18 protein-coding genes are annotated in these 15,787 nt (G+C 64.6%); 9 read left to right on the top strand and 9 right to left on the bottom strand.

Annotated features, from left to right (window positions below):
- Position 1: 1 nt before the first annotated feature.
- The 6 genes from ECTOBSL9_RS03450 to ccmE form a co-directional block, all read right to left on the bottom strand.
- The gene (locus tag ECTOBSL9_RS03450; protein ID WP_063463890.1) at positions 2-1,216 is read right to left on the bottom strand and encodes a Coenzyme F420 hydrogenase/dehydrogenase, beta subunit C-terminal domain; all 1,215 of its coding nucleotides are present in this window, start codon (positions 1,214-1,216) and stop codon (positions 2-4) included.
- A gap of 93 nt (positions 1,217-1,309) precedes the next feature.
- Positions 1,310-2,599 carry a c-type cytochrome biogenesis protein CcmI gene (gene ccmI, locus ECTOBSL9_RS03445; protein ID WP_063463889.1) on the bottom strand — a complete coding sequence of 430 codons (1,290 nt, stop codon included), beginning with the start codon at positions 2,597-2,599 and terminating at the stop codon, positions 1,310-1,312.
- Positions 2,596-3,072, bottom strand: coding sequence for a cytochrome c-type biogenesis protein (locus ECTOBSL9_RS03440; protein WP_063463888.1), 477 nt, complete (start codon positions 3,070-3,072; stop codon positions 2,596-2,598). The genes ccmI and ECTOBSL9_RS03440 overlap by 4 nt, the downstream gene beginning before the upstream one ends.
- A complete protein-coding gene (locus ECTOBSL9_RS03435; protein ID WP_063463887.1) occupies positions 3,069-3,608 on the bottom strand; it encodes a DsbE family thiol:disulfide interchange protein in 540 nt (179 codons plus the stop codon). Before ECTOBSL9_RS03435 ends, ECTOBSL9_RS03440 begins: the two co-directional genes overlap by 4 nt.
- Positions 3,605-5,638 carry a heme lyase CcmF/NrfE family subunit gene (locus tag ECTOBSL9_RS03430; protein ID WP_063463886.1) on the bottom strand — a complete coding sequence of 678 codons (2,034 nt, stop codon included), beginning with the start codon at positions 5,636-5,638 and terminating at the stop codon, positions 3,605-3,607. Before ECTOBSL9_RS03430 ends, ECTOBSL9_RS03435 begins: the two co-directional genes overlap by 4 nt.
- Positions 5,639-5,640: 2 nt before the next feature.
- On the bottom strand, positions 5,641-6,096 hold the full coding sequence (gene ccmE / locus ECTOBSL9_RS03425) for a cytochrome c maturation protein CcmE (RefSeq protein ID WP_063463885.1): 456 nt from the start codon (positions 6,094-6,096) through the stop codon (positions 5,641-5,643).
- 348 nt (positions 6,097-6,444) lie between these two features.
- Here ccmE and ECTOBSL9_RS03420 point away from each other — a divergent pair, with 348 nt between their 5' ends.
- The 5 genes from ECTOBSL9_RS03420 to ccmD are packed head-to-tail and all read left to right on the top strand — an operon-like array spanning position 6,445 to position 9,658.
- Positions 6,445-7,371 carry a chemotaxis protein gene (locus ECTOBSL9_RS03420; RefSeq protein ID WP_063463884.1) on the top strand — a complete coding sequence of 309 codons (927 nt, stop codon included), beginning with the start codon at positions 6,445-6,447 and terminating at the stop codon, positions 7,369-7,371.
- Positions 7,368-8,057, top strand: a complete 690-nt coding sequence (gene ccmA, locus ECTOBSL9_RS03415; protein ID WP_082830030.1) for a cytochrome c biogenesis heme-transporting ATPase CcmA — start codon at positions 7,368-7,370, stop codon at positions 8,055-8,057. Before ECTOBSL9_RS03420 ends, ccmA begins: the two co-directional genes overlap by 4 nt.
- Positions 8,054-8,731 carry a heme exporter protein CcmB gene (gene ccmB / locus ECTOBSL9_RS03410; protein ID WP_063463883.1) on the top strand — a complete coding sequence of 226 codons (678 nt, stop codon included), beginning with the start codon at positions 8,054-8,056 and terminating at the stop codon, positions 8,729-8,731. Before ccmA ends, ccmB begins: the two co-directional genes overlap by 4 nt.
- Before the next feature lie 13 nt (positions 8,732-8,744).
- The gene (gene ccmC, locus ECTOBSL9_RS03405) at positions 8,745-9,494 is read left to right on the top strand and encodes a heme ABC transporter permease CcmC (RefSeq protein WP_063463882.1); all 750 of its coding nucleotides are present in this window, start codon (positions 8,745-8,747) and stop codon (positions 9,492-9,494) included.
- Positions 9,491-9,658: a heme exporter protein CcmD gene (ccmD, locus tag ECTOBSL9_RS03400; protein ID WP_063463881.1), complete on the top strand. Its 168-nt coding sequence runs from the start codon at positions 9,491-9,493 to the stop codon at positions 9,656-9,658. The genes ccmC and ccmD overlap by 4 nt, the downstream gene beginning before the upstream one ends.
- A gap of 19 nt (positions 9,659-9,677) precedes the next feature.
- On the opposite strand, the gene ECTOBSL9_RS03395 is transcribed toward ccmD, so the two are convergent.
- Positions 9,678-10,154 (bottom strand): NapC/NirT family cytochrome c, encoded by a 477-nt coding sequence (locus ECTOBSL9_RS03395; protein ID WP_063463880.1) that lies wholly within the window; start codon positions 10,152-10,154, stop codon positions 9,678-9,680.
- 148 nt (positions 10,155-10,302) lie between these two features.
- Here ECTOBSL9_RS03395 and ECTOBSL9_RS03390 point away from each other — a divergent pair, with 148 nt between their 5' ends.
- The 4 genes from ECTOBSL9_RS03390 to ECTOBSL9_RS03375 all read left to right on the top strand — a co-directional run bounded on the left by ECTOBSL9_RS03390 (position 10,303) and on the right by ECTOBSL9_RS03375 (position 13,993).
- Entirely contained in the window at positions 10,303-11,520 is a 1,218-nt protein-coding gene (locus ECTOBSL9_RS03390) for a response regulator (protein WP_063463879.1), read from the top strand.
- Positions 11,521-11,577: 57 nt separating this feature from the next.
- Positions 11,578-12,276 carry a sensor histidine kinase KdpD gene (locus ECTOBSL9_RS03385; RefSeq protein ID WP_156500026.1) on the top strand — a complete coding sequence of 233 codons (699 nt, stop codon included), beginning with the start codon at positions 11,578-11,580 and terminating at the stop codon, positions 12,274-12,276.
- Positions 12,277-12,285: 9 nt separating this feature from the next.
- Positions 12,286-13,002 (top strand): GAF domain-containing protein, encoded by a 717-nt coding sequence (locus ECTOBSL9_RS03380; protein WP_063463878.1) that lies wholly within the window; start codon positions 12,286-12,288, stop codon positions 13,000-13,002.
- A 64-nt stretch (positions 13,003-13,066) separates the two neighbouring features.
- Positions 13,067-13,993 (top strand): recombination-associated protein RdgC, encoded by a 927-nt coding sequence (locus ECTOBSL9_RS03375; RefSeq protein WP_063463877.1) that lies wholly within the window; start codon positions 13,067-13,069, stop codon positions 13,991-13,993.
- A gap of 46 nt (positions 13,994-14,039) precedes the next feature.
- On the opposite strand, the gene ECTOBSL9_RS03370 is transcribed toward ECTOBSL9_RS03375, so the two are convergent.
- Entirely contained in the window at positions 14,040-14,405 is a 366-nt protein-coding gene (locus tag ECTOBSL9_RS03370) for an acyl-CoA thioesterase (protein WP_063463876.1), read from the bottom strand.
- A 59-nt stretch (positions 14,406-14,464) separates the two neighbouring features.
- Positions 14,465-15,751, bottom strand: a complete 1,287-nt coding sequence (locus ECTOBSL9_RS03365; protein WP_063463875.1) for an Nramp family divalent metal transporter — start codon at positions 15,749-15,751, stop codon at positions 14,465-14,467.
- Positions 15,752-15,787: the final 36 nt, after the last annotated feature.

Here is a 15,787-nt window from a genome sequence, read left to right as displayed (position 1 = left end):
CCTACCGTCCCCGCTCCCCCTCTTTCGGCTCCAGTCCATAAGGCTCCACCAGGCGCCACACATGATCCGGAATCATGTTGTGCATGCGCTTGGGCAAGGCACGACGCAGGTGCAGGACCGTCTCCACCGCCTTCATCTCCACACGGGCGCGGGCGAATTCCAGGCCGCGGGGGCCGATGCGGGGCATGAAAAAGGCCGCGATGGGCCTGGCCCAGTCGGGCATGCTGCGCAGCGGCAGGCCACCGGCGGCCCGCTCGGTGTTCTTCATGAAACCGGTCACCGGCCCCTGACGCTTGCCGGCACTGGTGGGTGCCTGGAGGGTCACCTCGTCCCCGAGCAGCTCCAGCATCTCGCGCCCGCGGTCATTGCGTACCACCAGCCATTGCTCCCCACGCCCGGCCATGTAGCCCACGGTGATGTCCGCCAGCACGTTGGTGTAATCCACGCAGGTCTGACAGGTCAGGGGGAAGAAATCCTTGGGCAGCCTGGAGATGGGCAGCTTGAGGAAGGGGATGGTCTTGACGTGCCCGTCGGTGAAGCGCAGCTCCACGTGGTAATCGGCGCGAAACTCCAGGTAGGTGACGGTGTCGGGTTGATCCGCCAGCAATGCCAGGAATTCGTGGAAGCGCTCAGTGGTGGTGTTGTCGGAGCAGGGTGTGCCGATCACGTAGAGTGATTCAATCTCCAGTTCCTGCTGCAGCACACGCAGGGGATACACCTGGCAGGGCAGGCCGATCACCGCCAGTCGCTTGTAGCCCTGAGCCAGCGCCGGTTCCAGGTGTGCCAGCAGTGGGGCATAGCCCATGCGCATGCCCCGGCAGCGGGCCATGTCTTCGGCCCGGGTGACGAGCACGGGTTCCGGGCGCCAGAAATCATCGGCGGCCGCCTGCATGGTGAGTACAGCGTCCACCTGGTGGGTTTCCAGCAGGCGCTCGGCCAGGCGAGTGGTGATCCCCGTCCATTGGGCGCCCTCCCGGGGCGGTTGCAGCGCGGCCTGATGCATTGACTGATAGGGACCGAAAAAGAGCTCATCGTCCCGCTCCGGGTCCCGGGCACGCCCGTGGACCCGGGCCTCCATCTCTGGGTACCGGGGATGAATGAACTGACAAGCGTGGCCGCAGCGGCGTGGGTCGTGGGTGCGGGTGATGCCGCAATCGGTGCACAGGTCCCGGTGGGGGAGTGCCTCGCCGGTGGGCGTGTTCTGCTGGGTGGGCATGGAGCAGGCTCCTGATCGGTGCCGGGCGGTAACGGTGAGGGCGTGAGCTTACTGCATTTCAAGGGGCTTATCCCAGCCACGATGCCGGGATGCTTACGGCAGCACCCTGTCGATGCGCAGATTTACCCGGCCCTCCGGATCCGACGGATCCACGGGATCACTGATCCCCTCCAGATCACCGCTGCTTGCCTCGGCCATGCCGCCCTCGCTGATGCGGGCCACCACTTCGATCCACTGGTACTGACTCATGGAGTTCTGTGCGGCCATTCCCATGCCACCGCCGTCTTCCAGGGTGACCTGAAGCGGGAAGCGGGCCTCGGTGCGGACCACCGCCAGGGGCATGCGCGGACCGTCCACCGGGCGGGCGAATACCATCACGTGTTCATCCCCAGAGAGCCGCTCGGCCAGGGCCTCATCCAGCTCGATGGTGACCTCGAGAACCTTGGCATCGCCTTGCGGGTCAGTCGGGGCCCGGGCGCTGTCGGCCTGTTCCTGCTCCATGGCCGCGTTCACCTCCCGAAGTGCATCCTCCACCGCACGGGCCGAGCCGGTGTCAGAGTCCACCAGGGTCTGAAGATGTTCCAGATGCTCCTGAGAGCGGCTCAGGTCACCGTCCTGGAAGGCGCCGATGGCCGCCAGCCAGAGGGCGTTCTGGTTGTCCGGCTGTTGTTCCAGGGCCGTGTTCAGCAGTCGGGCGGCCCGGCTGGAAACACGGCCATCCTGCGCCACCACCAGGGTTTCGGCATAGTCCACGTTCAGGATGGGGTCATCGCCGATGAGGTCATGGGCCCGCTCGTAGGCCTGGGCGGCATCGCCGAAACGTTCCAGAAAGCGGTAGGTGCGGGCCAGCACCACCCAGCCCTCGGCATCATCCGGCTCCTGCTCCAGACGGGCTCTGAGCTGGCCGATCATGCGTTCCACTTCCTCAAGATCATGCTGGGTCGCACCCTGCTCTGATCCCCCGCCGGCCGAGGGGGCCTGCCCCATGGCGATGGTCTGGCGTGGATCCGGCCCGCCATGATCCAGCTGGAAGTGGATCAGCAGCGCCAGGATGGGTACCAGGGCGGCAGTGGCCAGCAGCACCACCCCCCCCTGACGGTGAGGGGAGGCCGTCCTCGCAGGCGCGGACGTCTCAGGGTCGTCCTCCACGTCCGTGATCAGGTTGTCTTCCAGCTCCAGGCGCGCAGCCTCATACTGCTCCCGGTTCATGAGTCCCGAGGCCAGTTCCTGATCCAGTTCGGCCATGCGTTGCCGATAGATGGTGAGGTTGAGGCCCCGGGACTCCACCTGCGGCCCGGTGCGATGCCTCAGGAACGGCCAGATGACCATTATCATGGCCGTGAGCAGGAGCAGCACGGCCGCGATCCAGAAACCGATTGTCATACGTCTTTTCCTTCACCCAGCAGGCGCCGGGCCCGCTCGCGTGCGGCGCTATCCACGCCGGTGGTCTTGGTGCCCTGACGGCTACCGCGTGAGGTGAGATACAGCACCACGAAGCCCAGCCCCAGGAGCACGAAGGGGCCTATCCACAACAGGTAGGTGGCGGGCGAGAACGGGGGGCGGTAGAGCACGAAATTGCCGTATCGCGACACCATGTAATCGATGATCTCATCGTCGCTGGAGCCGGCATTGAGCTGGGTGCGCAACTCCCGACGCAGATCCCGGGCCAGGCCGGCATCCGAGTCCGCCAGGGACTGGTTCTGGCAGACGGTGCAGCGCAGTTCATGAAGCAGGGCGCGGTAGCGTTCCTCCAGTCCCGGTTCATCAAAATCGGTCGGGTCGACCCCGCCGGCCGAGGCCATGGGGGAGAAGGCCAGCAGCGCCAGCAGCGGGATCAGGGGCAACCACGCCTTCATAGGGTTTCACTCCGCAGGCGCTCCACCAGGGGCAGGATGTCATTCTGAACCTTGTCCCAGGTGAGAGGGCCCACATGCTTGTAGCGGATGCGGCCCTCGCCGTCGATGACAAAGGTTTCCGGCGTGCCGTACACGCCCCAGTCGATACCGACGCGACCCTCCAGGTCATGGGCGTTCCACACGTAGGGGTTGCCAAAGGCTCGCAGATACTCCAGGCCGTCCCGGCGTTCGTCCTTGTAATTGAGCCCGTAAATGGGCACGCCATACCGATCGGCCATGCGCACCAGCAATTGGTGCTCCTGACGACAGGACACGCACCAGCTGGCCCAGATATTGAGCAGTACCACCTGGCCCTCGAAGTCCGCCGAGCCCACCATGCGTTCGGCGTCTTCCAGGGCCGGCAGTTCGAACGTTGGCGCCGGTTTGTCCACCAGGGGCGAGGGAACCAGACGCGGGTTGAGACCCAGACCAATCAGCAGGAACAGGCCCAGCAGGAGCAGCAGTCCCATGGGCAGCAGATACATCAGTCTTTTCATGCCGAGGGGCTCCGTTGGGCGGGACGGGGGGCGGCTTCCTGATCAGCCATCCCGCCAGCGTTGTCGATGCGTTGCGAGGCCGGCTCGGTGGCCCGACGCCGGGAGAACACACGGTAGCGGCGGTCGGCGGCGGCAATGAAGCCCCCCAGCACGATCAACGTGGCCCCGATCCAGAGCCACATCTGGAAGGGGTTGTGATAGAGCCGTAGTGACCAGGTGTTGCCGGACATGGGCTCGCCCAGCGCCACGAAGATGTCACGGGTAAATCGGGACTGGTATGACGCCTGGGCCATGGGTTGGGTCTGCACCCGGTACACCCGCCGCTGGGGGTACAGGTCGGTGACCGGTTCACCGTTGCGGGTCACATGCACGTGGGCCTCCAGGGCATCCCAGTTGGGTCCGGCCACGTTGTACACATCCCGCAACTCGTAGGTATAACCGCCCAGCTCATGGCTCTGCCCCAGGCCCATGCGCACATCACGCTCCTGCTCGAAGGCCATGAGCAGGGTGATGCCGATCACCAGGATGGCAAAGCCCAGGTGACTGGTGGTCATGCCCCAGTAGCTGGCGGGCAGCTTGCGCAGCGTGGTCAGGGGGGTGCCGCGCTGGCGCAGCCGGCTGTAAAGGTCACGCCCGGACGCCAGGATGATCCACACCGCCAGACCCACGCCCAGGGTGATCATCAGCGACGTGCTGCCCATCATGGCCAGCGGGAAGACCACGCCCACCGCCAGGGCCGCCAGCAGGGTGTGCCAGAAGCGCAGGCTGATCTCACGGGCGGAGGCGCTCTTCCAGCGCAGCAGTGGCCCCAGGCCCACCAGGAAGATCAAGGGCAGCATCAGCGGCGCGAACACCGCGTTGAAGTAAGGCGGTCCCACGGAGATCTTGCCCATGTTCAGGGCATCCAGCAGCAGGGGATACAGGGTGCCCAGCAGGACGGCTGCCAGCGCCACCATCCAGATGATGTTGTTGGCCAGCAGGCCCCCCTCCCGTGATACGGGCTGGAATTCGGCATGGCTATGCACGTTGGGGGCGCGCCAGGCATACAGGGCGAACGAGGCACCGGTCACCACCAGCAGCAGCGCCAGGATGTACACGCCTCGAGCGGGGTCAGTGGCGAAGGCATGCACTGAAACCAGCACGCCTGAGCGAACCAGGAAGGTCCCCAGCAGGCTCAGGCAGAAGGCCATGATGGCCAGCAGCACCGTCCAGGTGCGGAAGGCACCCCGCTTTTCCGTGACGATCAGCGAGTGGATCAGGGCCGTGGCAGCCAGCCAGGGCATGAGGGAAGCGTTTTCCACCGGGTCCCAGAACCACCATCCACCCCAGCCCAGGGTGTAGTAGGCCCACCAGCTGCCCAGGGCAATGCCCGCTCCCAGGAAGGCCCAGGCCACTGTGGCCCAGGGCCGCGTCCAGCGGGCCCAGGCCGCATCCAGTCTTCCGCCGATCAGTGCGGCGACGGCAATGGCAAAGGGTACGGCCAGCCCCACGTAGCCCATGTACAGCATGGGGGGATGGATCACCAGACCCGGATCCTGCAGCAGCGGATTGAGATCGCGCCCGTCGGCCGGTACCGGGAAGAGGGTTTCAAAGGGGTTGGAGGTGAACAGGGTGAAGGAGAGGATGCCCACACTCACCAGGCCCATGACGGCCACGGTGCGTGCCGCCATGTCCGTGGGCAGCCCCTTGCTGAGCCAGGACACCGCCAGCGACCAGCCACACAGCATCAGCGCCCAGAGCAGCAACGATCCCTCATGGCCGCCCCAGACCCCGGAGATGCGATACATCAACGGCAGCTCGGAGTTGGAGTGGTTGGCCACGTAGGCCACCGAGAAATCATGGGTGATGAAGGCATAGGTGAGCGCGATGTAGGCGATCACCAGGAACAGGAACTGACCGCCCACGGCCGTGTGAGCGGTGGCCATCCAGGCGGGTGTGCCCCGATGGGCGCCGATGAGGGGGATGATGCCCTGTACGGCGGCCATCAGGAGGGCAAGGATGAGGGCGAGCTGACCGATTTCCGCGATCATGATCAGTAGACCTTCTCGCCGGGGTGTTCCTCATATCCCGCCGCCTTGAGTGCTGCGGCCACCTCGGGGGCCATGTAGTTCTCATCGTGTCGCGCCAGCACCCGCTCGGCGCGGAAGATGCCGTCGCTGCCCAGACGACCGTGGGTCACCACGCCCTGACCCTCACGGAACAGATCGGGCAGCAGGCCCACGTACTCCACGGGGATGCTGTGGGCTGTGTCGGTGATGCTGAACTTTACGGTCAGGTCAGTATCGTTGTGCTGGATGGAGCCTTTCTCCACCAGCCCGCCCAGGCGGATGATGCGCTCGCCCGGTGCCTCGCCCTGGGCTATCTGGGAGGGCCCATAGAAGTACATCAGGTTCTCGCGGAAGGCGCTCAGGGCCAGGGCCGAGGCGGTGGAAACCGCCAGCACGACGAGCACCACGCCAGCCATTCGTCTCTTCTGTCGAGGCGTCATTGCATTCTCCTGCCAGGGTGTTTCCACCCAATGATCATGGTCTTTCCATGGGGCATTTCCATCCGTGGGCCTGGCCGCCCGGGGCGGCGCCGGCCATTCATAGCACCATCACAGACGGGGTCGCAAGCGGGCCGTTGTCCCCATTCGCGCCATCCGGCCTGGGCGTTTGTTCTGTTCATCCGTTATCAAGACAACCTGGATGGCGTCAGGTTCTATGGTTGCGATTTATCAGTATGATCCAGGTCAGAAAACGGTGCATGAACCCCGGGATGGAAAGTGGGTGCGAGCGTGTGCCCTTCTGGGCGCACTGGTACCATGGGGTGAAGATGGATCATCTGGAGTGTCGACATGGTCGAAGATCGCTGGGGGTCATCCCTGGAATCCAATCGGGTGGCCGGCAGCCGACTCGAGTTGCTGCTGTTTCAGCTCCAGGGCCAGCAACTCTATGGCATCAATATCTTCAAGGTTCAGGAGGTCATTCCCTATCAGCCCCTGTCCCATCTGGCGGGTTCCCATCCGCTGGTGAAGGGGATCGCCACCCTGCGGGGCATTACCATGCCGGTGATGGACCTTTCCCTGGCCATCGGCGGCCCGCCCCTCAAGGCGCCGGAAGACGGCTACATCATCATCACCGAGTACAACCGCTCGGTGCATGGTTTCCTGATCCGCCGTGTGGAGCGGATCATGAACACCCAATGGGGACAGGTTCAGCCACCGCCCCGGGCCACGGGCCGCAATGCCTTCGTCACCGCCATTACCCTGCTGGATGATCGCATTGTGGAGATTCTGGATGTGGAGAAGGTGCTGGATCAGGTGGTGCATGCCAGCACCCAGGTGTCGGCAGATTTCAGTGATGGCTTTCGCGCCGAGGACTGCAAGGTCCTGGTGGTGGATGATTCCACCGTGGCCCGTAATCAGATTCGCGCCGCCCTGGAACAACTCGGCGTGCAGTGCACCCTGGTGACCGATGGCAAGCATGCCATCGAGTTGATCGAGCGCATGCAGGCCGACGGTGTGGACGTGGCCCGGGAATTCATCATGATGGTCTCCGACATCGAGATGCCGGAGGTGGACGGTTATCAGCTCACCACGCGGGTTCGCGAGGACGAGCGCCTCAAGGATCTCTACATCCTGCTGCATTCCTCCATCAGTGGGGTCTTCAACGTGGACATGGTGCGTCGCACCGGGGCGGACAAGTTCGTGCAGAAATACCATCCGGATGACCTGGCCGAAGCCGTGCGCGAGCGCATGCGGCAGTTGGGGCAATGGCCATGAGCGATGCCGCAGCCGTGTCGGATGACACGCTGGATGCCCCAATCCCGCAGCCCTTTCCGGCGCATTGTCTTGCGGTGGAAGGCCTGGTGCTGGAGCGCGGCGAGCGCCTGCTCTTCAATGGTCTGACGTTCTCGCTGCAGGCCGGAGAACTCCTGCAGGTGGCCGGTCGCAACGGCGCCGGCAAGACCAGCCTGTTGCGGGTGCTGTGCGGGCTCACCCGTCCCATGGAGGGGGAAATGACCTGGGACGGTGTGCCGGTGCGTCGCCTGGATGACGGCCCTGGGGGGCACCTGGCCTATCTGGGGCATCACAACGCCCTCAAGGATGAACTCAGCGCCGAGGAAAACATCCAAAGCCAGTGCCGACTGCATGGCTGCCCGCAGACACCTGAAGGGGTGTTCTCCATGCTGGAGGAACTGGGTCTGGGTGGACATGCGGACCTGCCGGTGAAGCTGCTGTCTCAAGGCCAGAAACGGCGCGTGGCCCTGGCCCGGTTGTTGCTGCTGCGACGGCCCCTGTGGATTCTTGATGAACCCTTTGCCGCTCTGGATGTGCAGGTGATCGAAGTGCTCAGACAGGCACTGGAGGCCCATCTGGCGGCCCGGGGAATGATCATTCTCACCACCCATCAGGCCGTACCCGTGCGCGGCACTCAGCGCACACTCACCCTGGGGAATGGGGCATGAGAGCGCTGCTGAACGCCCTGCTGTCTCTGTTGAGGCGGGATCTGCTGCTGGCGGTGCGTCGTCGCCAGGATGCGCTGGTGGTGCTGGGTTTCTTCGTGGTGGTGGTGTCCCTGTTTCCCCTCGGGGTGGGGCCGGATCCACAATTGCTGCGCAGCATGGCACCCGGGGTGCTCTGGGTGTCCGCCCTGCTGGCCACCATGCTCTCCCTGGAGCGTCTGTTTGCCGATGACTTCCGGGACGGCTCGCTGGAGCAGCTGTTGCTCACGCCTCAGCCCCTGCCGCTGCTGGTGCTGATGAAGATTCTTGCCCACTGGCTGGTCACGGGCCTGCCCCTGGTGCTGATTTCGCCCCTGCTGGGCATGCAGCTCAACCTGGATGGCACCGAAATCGCGGTGCTGATGATGGCCCTGCTGCTGGGTACGCCGATTCTCAGCCTGGTGGGAGCCATCGGTGCGGGGCTCACGCTGGGGCTGCGGGGTGGGGGTGTGCTGATTTCGCTGTTGATCCTGCCCCTGTATGTACCGGCACTGATCATGGGGGCAGGGGCCGTGGATGCGGTCATGTACGGGTCCAGCCCCGATGCCCACCTGTCGCTGCTGGCCGCACTGCTGATCTTTACCCTGTTGTTGGCGCCCTGGGCGATCGCCGCGGCGCTGCGCATCATGCTGGACTGACTGGAGGAAGGCCGTGGCTCAACCGCGTGTGCAGTGGTTCAAGTTCTCTTCACCACCGAATTTCTACGACCTGTCGGGACGCTTGATCCCCTGGTTTGGAGGCCTGGCGGCGATCCTGTTCGTCGCGGGGCTATATGTGGGTTTCGTGGTGGCTCCACCCGATTACCAGCAAGGGGACAGCTACCGCATCATGTTCATCCATGTGCCGGCGGCCTGGATGTCCATGTTCCTCTACGTGCTCATGGCCGTGTATGCGGCCATCGGCCTGATCTGGCGGGTGAAGACCGCCGAGGTGATGGCCAAGGCCATTGCCCCCACCGGGGCGCTGTTCGCCTTCCTGTGCCTGTGGTCCGGTGCCCTGTGGGGCAAGCCCACCTGGGGCACCTACTGGGTGTGGGACGCACGCCTGACCTCCCAGTTGATCCTGCTGTTTCTCTATCTGGGCTACATGGCGCTGCACGGTGCCATCGAGGACCGTCAACGGGCCGCCAATGCCAGCGCCGTGCTGGCCCTGGCCGGGGTGGTCAACGTGCCCATCATCTATTTCTCGGTGGTCTGGTGGAACACCCTGCACCAGGGGGCGTCCATCACCGTGACCAGTGCGCCCACCATGGAAACGGTCATGTTCACGGCGCTCATGCTGATGACCTTCGCCTGCTGGACGTATGCCATTGCCGTGGTGCTGTGGCGGGCACGGCTGGAATTGCTGGAACGTGAACGCCGCGCCAAGTGGGTGCTCGAACGCATGGGGGGCAAGGCATGATGGATTTTCTCGCCATGGGCGGCCACGGGCCGTTTATCTGGGGCTCCTATGGGGCCGCCCTGCTGGTGCTGGTGGGGGAGATGATCTGGCTGCGCCGACGGCGCATCGCGTTGCGCCGTCAGCTGGCCCGGCTGGCAAGGCTCCAGGAGAGCCCGCCGTCATAGCCCGGTTCGCCGGGTGCGCCTAATCGTCCTGCGCGAAGCGCGGTGCCTCGAAGCGCAGGGCCTGCAATTCCGGGTCATGCCCTGAATAGTCGTGGCAGGCCTGGCAGGTATCGAAGTTCTCCATCATGCCCGTGTGCTGGGCGAAGAATGCCGGATCATTCGCTTCCACTTCGCTGGTCATGTGGCAGGCGGCGCAGTTGGCACTGGTCTTTTCCGGGTGGAGTTGCGACGGCGGGTCGTTGTGGGGATTGTTCTGACCGCTGAACATCAGGTAGACCTTGCGCGCCCCCTGCACCTTGTCGGTGACCAGGCCCTTGGTATGGCAGTCCAGGCAGTTGCTGAAGGCATGATCGCCGTGGTCCCAGGAGACCTTCTCGTAGGCATGACAGGTGATGCAGAAATCGTTCTGCTTGGACACGTGGTGGCCGCCCACGCCCCCACCCACCAGCAGCGCCAGAACGATGACGACGATCAGGATGACCCAGAACCTGCCCATGACGGACTCCTTGGTGTTGTTACGTTGATGTTTGTAAACTGAGGAGACGAATCGCGCGAGACGATTCCCTTAATGAATGTAGCAGAATGCCCCGGGTGTCGTTTGGGGCAGAATCGGGTGCCCACTTGCCACGGGAGGCAAAACACTGATGGAGAATGTGCTGGAGCGGTTGTCGGTCCTGATCATCGACGATTTCCACACCATGCGCTCCAATCTCTCAGGAATGCTGATGTCCATGGGGGCGCGGCAGGAGCCGGACGTGGCGGCCAATGCCGAGGATGCACTGGGCCAGTTGCGCGCCAGGCGCTACGACATCGTTCTATGCGACTACAACCTGGGCGCTGGCATGGACGGGCAGCAGTTGCTGGAAACAGCCCGCCGCGAGGGGCGGGTGGGTGTGGGCACCGCCTTCCTGATGATCACCGCCGAGAACACCCCGGAGATGGTCATGGCCGCACTGGAGAGTGCTCCCGATGCCTATCTGGCCAAACCCATCACCAAGGACCTGCTGGCCGTCCGGATACAGCGGGTGCTGCGCCGTCGTCTGCCCTTGAGGCCGGTGGCCGAGGCGCTCTCGCGCAAGGATCTCCCTGGTGCCCGCCATTTGCTGCAGGACATGCTCACATCGGGGCGCGGCCAGCGGGCCGATGTGTTGCGTCTGCAGGCAGACCTGGCCCTTGAGGAAAACGACGCCGACGGCATGGAGGTGGCAGCACGCGCCGCCCTGGCGGAGCAGGAAGTGGCCTGGGCCCATGTGGCCCTGGGGCAGGCGCAAGAGATGCGCGGTGACGATGGCCAGGCGGAGGCCTGTTATCGCAAGGCCCTGGAAGTGACGCCCCACTTCATGTCTGCCCACGATCGATTGGCTGGCTCCCTGGAACGCCAGGGGCGTTCCGCAGACGCCTTCAACATTCTGGTCGAAGCGGTGAGACGCTCGGGGCGATCCCTGGGGCGTCAGCGTCATCTGGGGCGTCTGGCCACGGCGCTTCAGGATTGGGAGCAGGCGGTGGCCTCCTGGAAACAAGCCGTGCAACTGGGCCAGTCGCAACGCCTGGGCCATCCCTCCGATGCTGTCTGGCTCGCCCAGGCGCTGGCCAGGCAGGGTGAGTCCAGCGAGGCGGGGGCATGCCTCAAGCAGATGCGCATCGATCTGCGGGGGCATGAAGAGTTTTCCTGGTGGGAGCTGGTGGGGCAACTGCTGGTCTGCAGCGAACTGGCACTGGACAAGGACGCCATCCTGGACGCCCTGGATGTGCAGCTTTCCCGTGGGCAGCCGCCTGCCCTGGTCCGGGCTGCATTGATCCAGGGCCTGTCCCATCTGGGAGAAGTGGAACGGGCGGAGATGCTGCGCCAGGAGGGCCTTTGATGGTCTTGCTCCCCGTGAAACGGTTAGGATGATGGAAAGCAGCCAACGGGGGAGTATGTGAGCCGACTGGATTTCAGCGCGGTGCTGGCCATCAGCATCCATGACATGAAGAACTCGCTCAACATGGTGCTCAACTCACTGGACACCCTGTTGGAAGATCATACAGGCGGCCCCATCCAGTGCGATCCTGGCCGCCTCACTCAGCTCCGCTACGAGGCGCGCCGTGTCAATGATGCGCTGATCCAGTTGCTGACCCTCTACCGGAACAACGCGGGCGGCTTCACACCCCGTTTCGCCCCGGTGATGATCCAGGAGCTGCTGGAGGATTACTGGCTCAGTAACAAGCCCCTCATGGATCACCGTCAGGTGAGTTGCGAACTCCATTGCGATCCGGATCTGATCTGGGTGATGGATCGCGGCCTGGTGAACAGCCTGCTGGAAAACGTCATTAACAATACCATCCGCTACACTCAGGATAAGCTGTCCATATGGGCCCGTGAGGAGCGGGGGTGGCTGGTCCTGCAGGTGGACGATAACGGCGCCGGTTACCCCGATTCCATGCTGGGTCGCCGGTCGCTGGAGGATCAGGGCGATTTCGATCCCACGCAGGGACGCACCGGGCTGGGGCTTTATTTCTGTGCCCTGGTGGCCGACATGCATGCGGATGAAACGCGACGGGGTTATGTGGAGTTATCCAACCGGGGCAACCTGGGAGGTGGCTGTTTCACCCTGCGTCTTCCGGAAGTACTGACCTGAGAGCCTGTTATGTACGATGCGTCCTTCACTGACCGACTCACTGAGCTGTCCCGCTTCGTGGAGACCACCCAATCCCTAGAGGCAGGGCTGGATCAACTGAGCACGCTGGTGGCGCATGCCATGACCTGCCACCACTGCTCCATCATGCTGGTCAGCAGGAGCGAGGGCGAGGAGCTGCCGCATCTCAGGGTGGAGGCCCATTGTGGACGCCTGCCGGAGGAGGCCCGCCAGCATGCTCAGCCGCTTGGGGATGGCATCGCGGGACGGGTGGCCAGTTCCGGGGAGCCACTGCTGATCCAGGACCTGCATCATTCACCCTATGCGCCCCTGGCCCGTCGCGGCGAGTCCGGCACCGTGGACGTGATCTCGGTGCCGGTGATCCTGGAGGATCAGGTGATCGGCGTGATCAACGTGGACAGCCCCGTTGGCCGGGAGCGCCTGGATGATGCGGATCTGCGCCTGGCCAGCATCCTGGCCCTGGTGGTGTCCAAGTCGGTGCATATCCACCGTCTCCAGGGCCTGCTCAAGACCCATTTCATGCAACTCACCCTGGCCCGCGAGGCCCGCCGCACCGGCCGCATGACCCACGATCCTGAGAAGGTGGCGCGCCTCATGGCCCACACCCTCTATGACGAGATGATCGACGCGGGCTTTGCCCGGGATCATGTGCTGATGGTGGCTACCGAGATCCTGTCACAGGTCCACGATGCCCTGAGCAAGACCTGACCCAGTGAGCAAGATCGGGTCACGGCGGGTATAATCTTCCGCCTTTCCCACCATCGGTCACTTCATGTTCAAGAACGCCAGACTCTTTCGCCTGGGAGACCCCCTGGGTCTTTCCGCCTCCGAACTCGAAGACAAGCTTGCCGAGCACCGCTTCAAACCCTGCGGCCCTCTGACCCTGTCCACCATGGGCTGGACCGAGCCCCTGGGCAACGACACCCAGGCCCTGGTGCACGGTGCCGCAGGCTGCCTGCTGATCTGCGCCCGTCGCCAGGAGCGGCTGCTGCCGTCTTCGGTCGTGGCCGAGATGCTGGAGGAACGGGTGGCCGAGATCGAGGCTGGCGAGGCCCGCAGTGTGGGTCGTGCCGAACGCAAGCAATTGCGCGAGGCCATCACCGCCGAACTGCTCCCCCAGGCCTTCACCCGCTCGCGGCGGCTGATGGCCTATGTGGATACCGTGGCCGGCTGGCTGGTGGTGGATGCCTCCAGTGAACGCCTGGCCGATGACCTGGTCAGCCTGCTGCGGGAGACCCTGGGCAGCCTGCCCGCGGCCCTGCCGCAGCCGGCCAATCCCCCGGCCTCCCTGATGACCCGCTGGGTGTCGCAGGGCCACGGTGACGAGGGCTTTGAGCTGGGCGATGCCTGTGAACTGCGTGACCCCAAGGACACCCAGTCAGTGGTTCGTTGTCGCGGGCAGGATCTCGCGGGCGAGGAGATCGCCAAGCATCTGGAGGCAGGCAAGCAGGTGGTTCAACTGGCCCTGGACTGGAACGAGCGTCTGAACTTCGTGCTGGCGGATGATCTGTCCATCAAACGCCTGCGCATGGCCGATGAGCTGATCGAAGAGGGCGGCGTGGCCGAGGCGGAGGACGCCGTGGCCCGCATGGATGCCGAGTTCACCCTGCTGGGTCATGAGATGCGGGGGCTGATCCAGCGACTGGAGGCGGTCTTCGAGTTGCCGCAACCGGTGTCATCCGAGGCAGTGCCCTGGTAGCGGGTACAGGGCATGGCCCCGTGCCCGCCTTCCCCCCTCTCTCCCCTCAGTCTGCACCCTCTGGCAGCGCCGTCTTGTTCCCCTCATCATCCAGATTCACAAAGGTCACGCAGGTGGAAAAGATCGGCTCTTCCCGGCCGCTTTCCAGGTCATCCGCAAAGGCGCTCACCGCGTATTGCACGGAAGTCCTGCCACGTTGGTGCTCATGGGAGTTGAAGCGCAGCACGGTCCCCTGATGCACTCCCTTGTGGAATTCCACGCTATTCATGGCCACCGTCACGAACCGGCAACCCGGGTGGTCACGGCTGGCGGCAATCCAGGCGATCTCATCCACCCATTTGAGCAAAAATCCACCAAATAGATAACCGTAATGGTTCAGGTGTTCCGGTCTGACCAGCTTGAACGTGTCCAAGTCGGACTCCTTTCATCATGTTGAGAGACAACGGGGCACGATGCCCCAAAGCGTGAGGCTTACCCGAGAATGCGCCAGCCGGCCCAGACCAGGGAGAAGCTGATCAGGAAAATCAGCCCCACCCAGGCCAGCCCCAGGAGCACGGGCCCCGGTCGCGCCGCGGGGGGCATGTGTTCATCGGTGACCACCCGCAGGGTGAGCCAGGCCAGCACCGGGGCCGAGAGGAACGAAATGGTGGTGGCCAGATCCACAAACGTGGTGAAGCGCTCACCAGCCAGGTAAATCAGGGTGAGGGCGCCGCTGAGTACAACCACCAGCGAGAGCACATAGGGCCAGCGATGGTCTTCCGGCGGGCCCAGCACCACACCCCGCTCATCGGCCCGGGCTGCCCGGGTCAGGGCAGTGATCACCCGCGGATAGGCGTCCGTCACCGCCAGGGTGGTGCTGAACATGGTGGTGAGGGCGGCCACGGCGATGAGCGGTCGGCTCCACTCACCCAGGGCGCCGGCGTACAGATCCACCAACTGTGCCGAGAAGCCCACCGCCGAGTCGGCAAAGCCCTGCCCGGTGCCATGCAGGGTGAGCGCCCCCAATAGCAGGAAGGCCAGGGCCAGCAGGGTGGCGGCCATGAAGCCGATGCGAAAATCCGTGAGTGCCTGGCCCAGGCTGGGACGGGTGCCGGTCTCCCGGGAGCGTTCAAGAGTCCATAGGGAGTGCCACACGGCCACATCCAGGGGGATGGGCATCCAGCCCAGCAGGGCCAGCAGGAAGGCCACGCCGGCGGCGGTCCATACCTGTGGCGCCTGGGCAATGCCGGAGAGGGTGGACCAGTCCGGCGACTCGCCAAAGGCCAGGGCCACGGTGGCCAGGGTGGAGATGGTCAGGGCGCCCATGATCAGCTTCATGCCCAGGTCCACCCCCCGGTAGTTGCCGATGGCCAGCAGTAGCAGGCAGCCCCCCATGATCCAGGCCGACAGGGTGGCCGGCGAGGCGTCCATCCCGAACACCATCCCGAACAGTCCCGCCGTTACCACGGTCACCACCGCCTGGATGATGAACATGGTGCCCAGGGTGACCAGGGCAAAGAGCCCAAGCGCCCAGCGCCCCAGACGCCGATAGCCGATCAGCAGGTTCTCGCCGGTGGCGGCCGCGTAGCGGGGTCCGAATTCCAGGAAGGGGTATTTGAGGAGGCAGGCCAGCAGCACCACCGGCAGCAACAGCAGGCCGTACTCGGCCCCGGCGCGGGTGGATTGCACCAGGTGCGACACGCCGATGGCTGCCCCGGCCATGAGCAGCCCGGGGCCGATGGCGTGGCGCAACAGGCCCGGGCGGAGTGTGTTCTTCATGGGGCGGCCTCCGGGGTGGGCCGACCGGCGCGGTGG

Origin of the sequence: Ectothiorhodospira sp. BSL-9, from assembly GCF_001632845.1 — a bacterium.
Classification (GTDB): Bacteria; Pseudomonadota; Gammaproteobacteria; order Ectothiorhodospirales; family Ectothiorhodospiraceae; genus Ectothiorhodospira.
The sequence above is the reverse complement of the archived record's forward strand: the minus strand, read 5'-3'. Positions and strand labels throughout refer to the sequence as shown.